This is a genomic window from Lyngbya sp. CCY1209 (assembly GCF_035615495.1).
Classification (GTDB): Bacteria; Cyanobacteriota; Cyanobacteriia; order Cyanobacteriales; family Microcoleaceae; genus Limnospira.
In genome coordinates this window covers 23,241-34,608 of sequence record NZ_JAJENU010000525.1, presented here as the reverse complement: position 1 = coordinate 34,608, position 11,368 = coordinate 23,241, and the positions used below count along the sequence as shown (strand labels likewise).

The following is an 11,368-nucleotide window of genomic DNA, read 5'->3' as shown; positions in this document are numbered from 1 at the left end:
GAATACACTGATGTTGGGTTTCGTGCCTCCACCCAACCTACTTAGATAGCTGAAATTTATTTCAAGGCGGGTGAAGTCGAATATACTGATGTTGGGTTTCGTGCCTCAACCCAACCTACTCGGATAAAATGGGTTCAAATTGGTCCGAAACGTCCCGCTGTCGGTAGCGATAATAGGCGGCACAGGCGCCCTCGGACGACACCATCGGCGCCCCCAGGGGATGTTCCGGGGTGCAGCGAGTCCCGAACGCCGGACACTGGTGGGGTTTCTTGATGCCCTGCATGATTTCCCCGCTGATACATTCGCCGGTATCGCAGGGGCTATAAGGCGCGAAATCAAAGCGTTTTTCGGCGTCGAATTCCGCGTAGGGCGATCGCAACCCCAAGCCACTCCGGGAAATTTCTCCGATGCCCCGCCACCGGCGATCGACAATTTCAAACACTTCTGAAATAATCTGTTGTGCGGGTTTATTTCCTTCCCGACTCACCGAACGGCTGTACTGATTTTCTAGTTTGGCTTCCCCGTTTTCTAACTGTCGGATACAGAGATAAATTCCTTGCAGGATATCCACGGGCTCAAAGCCGGTGACGACAATCGGAATATTGTATTTTTTGACAATCGGTTCGTATTCCGTATATCCCATCACCGTGCAGACGTGCCCCGCCGCCAAAAATCCCTGCACCCGACAGTTGGGGGCGGACAAAATCGCCTCGATCGCGGGCGGAACGAGGACGTGGGACACCAGCATCGAAAAGTTTTGAATATTCTGCTGTTTTGCCTGGTAAATCGCCATCGCCGTGGCGGGGGCGGTGGTTTCAAATCCCACGCCGAAAAAGACCACTTGCTTCTCGGGATTTTGCAGGGCAATTTTGAGGGTATCCAGGGGAGAATAAATGATGCGGATATCTCCTCCCGTGGCTTTCACCGATAACAGATCTTTTTCGCTGCCCGGAACCCGCAGCATATCCCCGAAGGAACAGAGGATCGTGTCGGGGCGGGAGGCGATTTCCAGGGCGCGATCGATCAGTTCGATGGGGGTGACGCAGACGGGACATCCGGGGCCGTGAATTAAGGTGATTTCCTCGGGCAAAAGTTTGTCTATCCCGTATTTGACAATTGAATGGGTTTGTCCCCCGCAGATCTCCATGATCGTCCGGGGTTGGGTGGTGACGGATGCGATCGCCCGGGCGTATTTTTGGGCGAGGTCGATATCCCGATATTCGTCAACAAATTTCATATTTTTTATTTAATTAAACTGCATTTTTGTTTTTTTTATGTGCTTCGATAATGACGAAAATTGCACGACATCAGTTTTGAAATTTGCATCGAACTGCAATTGTCACTTTTGATTGTAGTGAACGCCGCCGGATTTCCGGATAATTATCAGACTTTTTTAATATTGTTAATTTGGAGTCATTTGTTGTTGCGCTTGGGCGCTTCGGAGGGGCTAAAGCCCAACAACGGGGTTTGTTGTTGCGCTTTAGCGCCCCAATTCCTAGGCTTCTACCGCCGGTTTGCGGGCGATCCAGTATTTGCTGGCGAAGTGGTGTTGAATTTCGATGTCCCGAAATCCTTCACTTTCGAGGCGATCGCTCAAATTGTCGGTGATGTAGTGGCGATAGTAAGGTTCGTGGAACATCACCGGGAAATTCTCCATCATCGGCCGCAATTCCGGGGAGTCGATCGCCTGGATCGAATCGCAAATGACGAAAACGCCCCCCGGTTGCAAGACCCGAAAACATTCCGCGATCGCATTTTGGCGGGCCTGCGGCGGCAGTTCGTGGAACAAAAACACGGAGGTAATCCCGTGAAAATAGTTGTCCTGGTAGGGCAACGCTTCCACATTCCCTCGGAGCAACTGCGGCAGTTCTCCGGGAATCTCCGAGAGTAGTTGATTGGCTTTCCGCAAATAGGCGGGGGACAGATCGACGCCGTACAGGGACGCCTTGGGGAGGGCGGCGCGGATGAATTTCAACGTCCGCCCCGTCCCGCAGGCGACATCCAACACCCGCACCTGTTTGGGAGACAGGGAGTCAAACGCCCCGACGCCGGCTTTCAGTGGCGCCAAAACCCGCCGCCGCATGGCATCGGCGCCGCCGTTAAAAAGAATCTCCACTTGCAAATCGTACAAATTCGCCGACCAGTCGCTAAAATAGCCGTCGGTCTGGTGGTGGAAATTCTGGACATAATAACTGGGATAGCCCTCGGTGTCGATGTCCGGCGAAAAATCTTGATAGCGTTTGTTGTTGGCCCGGTCTTGAATTCGGGGCAGTTCGAGGCAAACTAGGGGATAGTAAAGAAATACATCCGCCCAGGGCGTATCGAATAGAGTCGATGTGGGATAGACCCCCTCCTCCGCGTCCCGCCAGTCGGTTTCGTAGATTTCCTCCAGGGAAACGCGCATTTTGTCCAGGATCTCTGGGTTCAGGGGTTGCGGTTTCCGCTCGGGACTCGGGGGCGCGATCGCCTGTAGCAGTCGATTGCTGAGGGTTTTGTGGGCGACGCTAAAAATGCTCTTGCCCTGCTGAAATGCCTGATAAGTGAATTGGGTGACTGGATCGGACATGATCGAAACTGAAAATAACGTAAAGATTTGTAATTTATTGTAAATAATTTTATCGTTCCCCGGGGGCGAAGGGTTGAGAAATATTCGGATGTCCCAAGCACCCCCACAGAGCAATTGATATAGCAGTGCGCGCTCGTGTGTTGACAGTTCCGGAAAGGGGGACAAACCTCGAAAGCCCGATGACAAGGGAATTTTCCATCCCTACACCCTACACCCTACACCCTACACCCGCGCGCAGCGCTATAATTATCAATTATCAATTATCAATTGTTAATTAAAAAAAGCCACCCCGAAGGATGGCTCATGGTTCTGGGAATCTCAAGTTGGTAATTCGTTCGGCGAATTAGCAGTCGTAGTACAGGGAGAACTCGAACGGGTGGGGACGCAACCGCATCGGGTTAACCTCGTTGTCGAGCTTGTAGGAGATCCAGTTGGTGACGAAATCTTCCGTGAACACGCCGCATTCGGTCAGGAAGGTGTGGTCGTTTTCCAGGGCCTCCAGTGCCAGTTCCAGGGAACCGGGGGTCGAGGGGATCTTGCGGAGTTCTTCCGGACTCAGATCGTAGATGTCCACGTCGAGGGGTTCGCCGGGATGGATCTGGTTCTTGATGCCGTCGAGTCCCGCGCACAGCATCGCCGCGAAGGCGAGGTAGGGGTTGGCGGTGGCGTCGGGGCAGCGGAACTCCAGGCGCTTGGCCTTGGGGTTGTCGCCGGACAGGGGAATCCGAACCGAGGCGGAACGGTTTCCTTGGGAGTAGGCCAAGTTCACCGGGGCTTCAAAACCGGGCACCAGCCGCTTGTAGGAGTTGGTGGTGGGGTTGGTGAAGGCCAGCAGGGCCGGGGCGTGGCGCAGGATGCCGCCGATGTAGTACAGGGCCATTTCGCTCAATCCGGCGTAGCGATCGCCCGCGAACATCGGTTGGCCGCCCTTCCAGATGGACTGGTGGGTGTGCATCCCGGACCCGTTGTCGTTGAAAACGGGTTTGGGCATGAACGTCACGGTTTTGCCGTACTTTTTGCCGACGTTCTTGACGACGTACTTGTAAATCATCAAGTCGTCCGCCGCCTCGATCATCGTCCCGAATTTGATGCCGAGTTCGTTTTGTCCGCCGGTGGCCACTTCGTGGTGGTGCTTTTCGATGGGGACGCCGCACTTGGCCATCGTCAGCAGCATTTCCGTCCGCAGGTCCTGCATGGTATCCGTGGGGGAGACGGGGAAGTAGCCCTCTTTGTAGCGGGGTTTGTAGCCCAGGTTGCCCCCAGGTTCTTCCCTACCCGAGTTCCAGCGCCCCTCGATGGAATCGACGTAGTAGTAACCGCAGCTTTGGGTCTGGTCGAAGCGAACGTCGTCGAAGACGAAAAATTCGGCTTCCGGGCCAAAAAAGGCGGTGTCCCCGAGGCCGGTTTCGTTCAGGTAATCGATCGCCTTCTGGGCGATGGAACGGGGACAGCGGCTGTACCATTCCCCCGTCCGGGGTTCCTTGATGCTACAGATCACGCTCAGGGTCGGTTCAGCCATGAACGGGTCGATCCAAGCCGTTTTCGGGTCGAGGACCATCATCATGTCGGATTCGTTGATGGCCTTCCAGCCCCGGATGCTGGAACCGTCGAAGGCGACGCCGTCGGTGAAGGAAGTCTCGTCGATCTGGCTCCTGTGAACCGTCAGGTGCTGCCAGGTTCCCGGCATATCGATAAATTTCAGGTCGATGACTTCAATATTCTGGTCTTGAATCATACTCAAGACTTCTTGGGCCGTCTCGGGCATATATCTCTCCTTACTATTTCCACTATTTGAGGAGCTTACCAGATTTCCTGACCAAGCATCTGGCTGATCATAGTGACTCAGATTGATTAAGTTTTGTATTGAGTGTTACACTATGGCACGACGTGGCTCAGAATAATTGAAAGATATCATAGGGAGATAAACTTCATGCGGGACGCAGTCACGAGCCTGATTAAAAATTACGACATCACCGGACGGTACCTCGATCGCGATGCGATCGATTCCTTAAAATCCTACTTTGCCACCGGAACGGGGCGGGTGCAAGCCGCCACCACCATCAGTGGCAGCGCGGCCGAACTGGTCAAGCAAGCGGCCTCCCAATTGTTCACCGAGCTGCCCGAACTGATCCGGCCGGGTGGAAATGCCTACACGACCCGCCGCTATGCGGCCTGTCTGCGGGACATGGACTACTACCTGCGCTATGCCACCTACGCTCTGGTGGCCGGGGACACGGACGTTCTTGACGAGCGCGTGCTGCAAGGGTTGCGGGAAACCTACAATTCCCTCGGAGTTCCCATCGGACCCACCGTGGTCGGCCTCGGAATTCTCAAGGAATTGGTCAAGGAAAAAGTGCAGGCGGCCGGCATCGAAGTGGGCGCTTATTTGGAGCAACCCTTCGAGCACATGATCCGCGAGTTAAGTGAAACTGACCTTTAATATCATCTTTTTTCCTAAATCGGGCCGAAATCGGTTCGGATTGGGGAAATTTGCATCTGTCAATTCTATCAATTGAATGGCTGAAAAGGGGCGACACGCGATCGCCTCTTCTTTTTTGGGGCGGGGGGCTTCAATCTCAAATCTCAAATCTAAAATTATTATGAAACAGCGTCTCGATACTCTTCTGGTCGCGCGCGGCCTGTCGGATTCCCGGCAGCGGGCCCAACGTCTGATCCGGGCCGGGGAGGTGATGGTCAACCGCCAGGTGATCGACAAACCGGGTACGGAAGTGGATGTGGAAGCCACGATTGATGTCAAAGCGCGATCGCCTTTCGTGTCCCGGGGGGGCGAAAAACTCGCCCAGGCCCTCGATATTTTTGCAATCGACCCGGCCGGGAGAATCTGCATCGACGGCGGCATTTCCACGGGGGGGTTTACGGACTGCCTCCTACAGCGGGGGGCAAAACAAGTCTACGGAATTGATGTCGGTTACGGACAGGTCGATTGGCGGTTGCGAAACGATCCCCGCGTCATTTTGTCCGAACGGACGAACCTCCGCCACCTGACCCCGGAACAGTTGTACGGCGACGATGCCGGTGACAATTTTGCCGATTTGGGTGTCGTCGATGTCTCGTTTATCTCCCTGACCAAAATTCTGCCCGCACTGTGGGAACTTCTACAATCTCCCCGGGAGATCGTGTTGCTGGTCAAACCTCAATTTGAAGTCGGAAAAGGTCGCGTCGGGAAGAAGGGAGTCGTCCGAGATCCCGGCGATCAAGCTGAGGCGATTTTTCGGGTCGGAGGCGCGGCTCGAACCCTCGGGTGGCAGTACCGGGGTCTCACTGGGTCGCCGATTCAAGGCCCTGCCGGTAATATCGAATACTTGTTATGGTTATCTGATGGCGGCCAGTCACTTCCGAGTTTGGATGCGATCGCCAAAATCACCCAGTCCACTCAACTCGAATTCAAAAATGGTACGGCAAAAAACTAAATCTTCGCCCGGTTCGGCGCAACCTTTCCAACGGTTGGGTAAATTCGGTCAATACATTGTTTGCGCCCTCGCCTACGTCGCCTGCGGCATGGTTCTGGTGGCGATCGCGATCGTCGCCAAAGTCCTGGCACTGCAGTTGGCGCACCACTTCGTTTATCCGATCTTCGTGTTCGGCGACCTGCTGCGGGGATTGGAAATTATCGAGTTATTAAATTTGCTGGTTTTCGCCATCCTGGGCATGGGATTCGGGCTGGCGACTGCCCTGTTACCCACGGTCGATAGCCGCAAAATTAGCGCGGCATTTTTGGTGATTTTAGTCCCGGTTATTTTGGCGATCCCACAAATTTTTAAATACAATCTTTGGGTACAAGATATCGCCCGGGAAGATCAGATCGTACCGGACCAAGCCACCGCGATCGCCGACTCGTTTTTGGAACGCCGCATCGGCCACGACGGCGTATTCGGATTTTACCTCTACACCGGACAATTTCCGATGATTCCCACCAAACAATCCCAGATGGAGGATCTGGAAAAACTCGAAAAACAGGTCAACTCCAAATTTGTAAAAGTCAGCGGCATCCCCCCCACCATCGTCAATTGGCTGATGGGAATTTGCTTCTGGGGAATTCGGTTATTTTATTTCTGCGTCGCCGCCATCACCACCGCCGCCCACTTCAAGGATGGCGTGAAGCTCGTGGGGCGGTAGTCCGCTCCCTCGGATTTCGATTCAAATTCGATATCATGGAAGTTGGCGTCAATTTTGCCCGCCGCGACGATATGGCACATCGCCCCCAAATCCCCAATTCTGGGGGCCTTGATTGATCGAGTTTTCAATCATCATTTCACGTCGCTATATTGAATTCTGGCGGAATTCGGGATACCCAAACTGTAGCAAAATTGACCCCCCACGATTTCAAGGGTATTTTTATGTCCATTATTCCGGAATATCTGGTAATTCTGATCGCGATTTTCGTGGTCGCGCCATCCATCATCGCCGTTTTCCTGCGGATGGCACTTCACTATTATTTGGTCAATCAGGGCAGCAAAGTCCGGCGACTGATTTACGGCCAGTCCGTCGGCAATACTCCCAAAATTATCGACTATTTAGAAACCCGACTGGCGGCGGCCCGCCAAGAACTCGAACAGGTCAACACCGCTGCCCTCATCGACCACGTTTACAGCCAGCAGCGGGTTTTATTCATCTCCTGTGAACAAATCGACCAATTCTGTCGCATTCTCCCCAATTTGTTGCTATCTTTCGGTTTGCTGGGAACCTTCGTCGGCATTACGATCAATTTGGCATCTCTGAGTCAGAGTGTCAGCGAAAGCAACGTCACCGACATCGCCAGTTTGCTCCAAGATATTCAAGAACCCCTGCGGGGGATGGGGATTGCCTTTACGTCCAGTTTGACCGCGATCTTTTTTAGTGCATTGATCGTAATTGTCAACTTTATGTTTAATACCAATCTGGCGAAATATCGCTGGATGAGTGCCTTGGAAGACTATCTCGACAACATCTATCAGCCCTCGTTGAAGGGAAAGACGAAAACCGATAAAATTGTCCAAGAAATGGTGCAGGTTTTCGACCAGTTTTTGATTCGCTTCGGCCAGGGGATTCAGACTTCCATCGAATCGGCATTTCGAGACAAAATCGACGAGATTTCCGCCGCCAACCTGAAAGCCAACCAACTCGCCGAACAGGTTTACTCCCGCCTGTTGGACGCATCCGCCACCGTGACTCAAAGTGCCAAGGACTTTCAAATTGCGGGCGATCGCTTTTTGGAAGTTGCCCGGGCCTTTGAACAGAACGAATTCCCACAGCAGCTATCGGGGGCGACCGCCAATTTGGCGAACATCCAACGCAGTTTCTCCCAGTCCGCCGCCGGTTTGGCGACCTCCGTTCAATCGGTGGATCTCGCCGTTATCGAATTACAAAATTATAGCAAACGTTTGGTCAAATTCGGCGAACAAATTCACCAAACCAACCAGACCGCTTTGAATTTATTGGACACCCAAACGCACAATCAACAGGCCTTCGATCGCGCGATCGAACAGACCCAGACGGCCTCCCAAGGCTTCCAATCGGCGACGAATACCCTCGATGCCCTCCAGCGTCGCATCGTGGCGAGAACGGACGGTTTTGAGGGGGTGCAGGAAGAGTTATCGAAATTGGTGACAACCCTGCAAAGCTACACGGCGGGAATCAATCAAACCACCAGTTCCAATTCTCCCGTCCCCCCCGTGGAATTGCAACCGATTATTGCGGGGTTACAAGAATGCGTCACCCACCTGCAAGACACCAAGAACGAACTGTATCGACTGCGGTACACCCTGGAAAAACAGTAAAATTGAGAGGTTAAAATAATGCGTCCTCCCCGTTATCGACACGCCGAGGAAGAATTGAACGTCTGGCCGGCGTTTACGGATTTGATGGCGAACGCCTTCATGATTTTGAGCCTATTTCTATTTTTGGCAATTATCAAGTCCGTGTTTATCCAGACCATTTCGGATGCGAATAAATCGCGATCGCAACAATTGCAAATCCAACTCTCCGAATTGCAAAGCCAATTGCAGCAGCGAACCACCGAAGTCACCGGACTACAGGGGCAAGTTGCCCGACTGCAAACCGAATTGCGGCAGAAAGGCGATGAAGTCATTCAATTAAAAGGAGAAGTGGAACGGTTAAAATCACCTCCGGTTATCGTGTTGCGGGATTCTGCCGCGCGGCGGTTCGAGTCCGGCAGTGCGGAAATTTCGGCGGGACTGAATGAATTTATCGAGGAAGAATTGGTCAAACAAATTAAAAGTTTCGCCGAGGATTATGAGGGCTATGTGGTGGAAGTCATCGGCCACACGGACGGGCAAATTACGGGCGGCGGTTACAGCAATTTAGACCAAAGTTTGGAACAAGTCACCCGCGACAATGCCCCCGTCAGCAGTTTAGTGCCCGGTTCCAATGCCGACCTGGGTTTGATGCGAGCGTTAGCTGTGGTTGAAAAGTTACAAGAAAATGAGGAATTGCAGCCCTTGAACTTGACGTTTAAAGCCTATTCCGCCGCCCAATTATACGACGCTTCGGGGGATTATGCCGCATCCAATCGCAGTTCCGACCCGAGTCGGCGCCGGATCGAAATTCGGTTCACTCCGAAGGCGGTGGAACGGTAGGAAATTGACCGCAGAGGTTGAAATTTTACTCGATGGCAATTTTTTGCGGATCTGAGGGTTGACTTTTCCCCAACTTTGGATTAAAATGGACGGATCAATTCACAAAGCGTGAGTTAGCCCGAAATTACAGCATAGATATTTGTGGACTGAATCCTTATTCTTTTATCAGTTCGTCGAAAACTGAGTCTTTTTCAAACTAACATTAATATACTGTAAATAAATGCTAGAAGAAGTAACATTAACTAACTTTAAGAGTCACCGATCTACAGAACTTTATCTAGATAGTTCACGCTTGCATGCGCTGGTCGGAAAAAACAGCTCTGGAAAAACATCTATTTTGCAAGCATTACATTGTCTGAGTCGGCTTTCGAGTTCAGAATTCAAAAATGTTTTTGGATATGAAAGATCGCCGGATTTTCTGGCAACTGTCGGACAAGATAATGTATCTGCTATTGTGAAAGGATTTTGGGGATACGGAAATAACCGAAAAGGTTGGACAGCTTCTTATAATTTTCGGAGAGACAATCATAAGTGGGAACCAGAGGCATCCTGGAAATTAGACCAAGAAAAGGGAAGTACAAAGGGATGGTATCAATCATTAAGCGAAGCTCCATATCCAATTCCAGCAGCTTTGAAATATGCCGTTTATTTGAAGCTAGTGGCGGCTAAACTTGCTGAGGCAGCATACAGTGAATCCGTCACCCCGAGAGTTGAATATGATGGTTCAATGTTGGCACCAACTCTAGATTACCTTCGGAGTGAAACTCCCGATCAATTTCGACGTTTACAGGAAATGTTGAAGCGTATTGTTCCGGGTGTTCGGGAAGTTGGAATCAGACGAGCTAAAGTTAAGGTTACTCGTCAACGGTTAATAGAAATTGATGGTAAATCTATATCCTACGATGAAAATCAAGAAATAGCCGGTCAAGAAGTTGTTGTCGATATGAATACGGGCGATCGCATTCCGGCCCATTCCATCAGCGAAGGAACCATGCTAACTTTGGGATTATTGACATTTTTAGTGAATCCCAATCAACCCAACCTGATATTGTTAGATGATGTCGAACAGGGGCTGCATCCAGAAGCACAACGAGAATTAGTTTCGGTTTTCAAGGAAATTATTCAAGCTAACAGTAATTTGCAAATTATCTTTTCGACTCATTCTCCTTATATTGTGGACGAACTGTCCCCTTCTCAAGTTCACGTTTTGAGTAATACAAACTCGGGATTCACCTGTTGCAAACGATTGGACGAGCATCCCGATGTTGAATGGGCAACACAAGCGTTAACCACCGGAGAGTTTTGGGATGCAGAAGGCGAAGATTGGGTGATTGCTGGGGAAACACATGATTGAGTTGATTGTCATCGTCGAAAGTGATGCCGATGCACGAATTGCCACTCATTTGGCTGAACGGGTTTTGCTGGAAAAAATCGATTGGCTAGAAACCAGCCTGTTGCCCAACTTGTTTCGCTGGAGCGGTTTGGAAGAAAATAGCGATCGCTCTTACTGGAGGGATGCTATCAAGATTATCAATAATTACAAGAGATCGGGTCTTCATATGCCACGATTTTTACGTCGCAAGAAAATTGAATCACCCTTGAAATCTGACGAAGCGAGGACGATGAAGATCTTAAATTTAATCCAAGCTCTTCAACATCAAAGCAATCGACAAATTAAGGCAGTTCTTTTTATTCGCGATTTGGATCATCAACCTGAGCGAAAGGAAGGGATGGAACACGCCCGTTTAGAATACATTGAGCAACAGCCGAAACTAGAAATTATTATTGGTGTAGCAAATCGGATGCGGGAAGCCTGGGTTTTAAATGGGTTTATTGCATCCAATCCGGATGAAGATAACATTTTGACAGACATCAAAACTCAATTAAATTTCGATCCTTGTGAAGAAGCTCACAGACTGCGTGAACGTTCTTTTCAAGAACCCGATCGCATCAGAAATCCCAAAGTTGTCGTCGAACAATTGACGAGAGGCGATCGCGATCGCGAACGGCAATGTTGGGAAACAACGCCCCTCCATATTTTACGAGAAAGAGGTGTTTATACGGGTTTGACAGCGTATATGGACGAAATTGAGCAACGGTTGGTTCCCATTATTATCGACTAAAATAGCGATCGCTTCCAACCCTCCTCCCCCAACTGTTAAGAATTTTGGAAGTTTCCGGAATGGCGGGACATCGATCTGTTATC

10 protein-coding genes are annotated in these 11,368 nt (G+C 51.0%); 7 read left to right on the top strand and 3 right to left on the bottom strand.

Going from position 1 to position 11,368, the window contains the following annotated elements; translation table 11 throughout:
• Positions 1-115: 115 nt before the first annotated feature.
• The 3 genes from hypD to glnA all read right to left on the bottom strand — a co-directional run bounded on the left by hypD (position 116) and on the right by glnA (position 4,331).
• Positions 116-1,237 (bottom strand): hydrogenase formation protein HypD, encoded by a 1,122-nt coding sequence (hypD, locus tag LKE08_RS17420; RefSeq protein ID WP_324705521.1) that lies wholly within the window; start codon positions 1,235-1,237, stop codon positions 116-118.
• Between the two features lie 258 nt (positions 1,238-1,495).
• Positions 1,496-2,566, bottom strand: coding sequence for a methyltransferase domain-containing protein (locus LKE08_RS17415; protein ID WP_324705520.1), 1,071 nt, complete (start codon positions 2,564-2,566; stop codon positions 1,496-1,498).
• A 343-nt stretch (positions 2,567-2,909) separates the two neighbouring features.
• A complete protein-coding gene (glnA, locus tag LKE08_RS17410) occupies positions 2,910-4,331 on the bottom strand; it encodes a type I glutamate--ammonia ligase (protein WP_324705519.1) in 1,422 nt (473 codons plus the stop codon).
• Between the two features lie 165 nt (positions 4,332-4,496).
• On the opposite strand from glnA, the gene apcB reads away from it, so the two are divergent.
• The 7 genes from apcB (at position 4,497) to LKE08_RS17375 (ending at position 11,285) form a co-directional block, all read left to right on the top strand.
• Entirely contained in the window at positions 4,497-5,006 is a 510-nt protein-coding gene (gene apcB, locus LKE08_RS17405; protein ID WP_324705518.1) for an allophycocyanin subunit beta, read from the top strand.
• Positions 5,007-5,166: 160 nt separating this feature from the next.
• Positions 5,167-5,997 (top strand): TlyA family RNA methyltransferase, encoded by an 831-nt coding sequence (locus LKE08_RS17400; protein ID WP_324705517.1) that lies wholly within the window; start codon positions 5,167-5,169, stop codon positions 5,995-5,997.
• Positions 5,978-6,703 carry a hypothetical protein gene (locus LKE08_RS17395; RefSeq protein ID WP_324705516.1) on the top strand — a complete coding sequence of 242 codons (726 nt, stop codon included), beginning with the start codon at positions 5,978-5,980 and terminating at the stop codon, positions 6,701-6,703. The genes LKE08_RS17400 and LKE08_RS17395 overlap by 20 nt, the downstream gene beginning before the upstream one ends.
• 221 nt (positions 6,704-6,924) lie before the next feature.
• Positions 6,925-8,343 (top strand): hypothetical protein, encoded by a 1,419-nt coding sequence (locus tag LKE08_RS17390; protein WP_324705515.1) that lies wholly within the window; start codon positions 6,925-6,927, stop codon positions 8,341-8,343.
• Positions 8,344-8,361: 18 nt separating this feature from the next.
• On the top strand, positions 8,362-9,162 hold the full coding sequence (locus LKE08_RS17385) for a hypothetical protein (RefSeq protein ID WP_324705514.1): 801 nt from the start codon (positions 8,362-8,364) through the stop codon (positions 9,160-9,162).
• Positions 9,163-9,382: 220 nt separating this feature from the next.
• Complete coding sequence (locus LKE08_RS17380) at positions 9,383-10,516, top strand: AAA family ATPase (RefSeq protein WP_324705513.1); 1,134 nt, start codon at positions 9,383-9,385, stop codon at positions 10,514-10,516.
• The gene (locus LKE08_RS17375; protein WP_324705512.1) at positions 10,509-11,285 is read left to right on the top strand and encodes a hypothetical protein; all 777 of its coding nucleotides are present in this window, start codon (positions 10,509-10,511) and stop codon (positions 11,283-11,285) included. Before LKE08_RS17380 ends, LKE08_RS17375 begins: the two co-directional genes overlap by 8 nt.
• Positions 11,286-11,368: the final 83 nt, after the last annotated feature.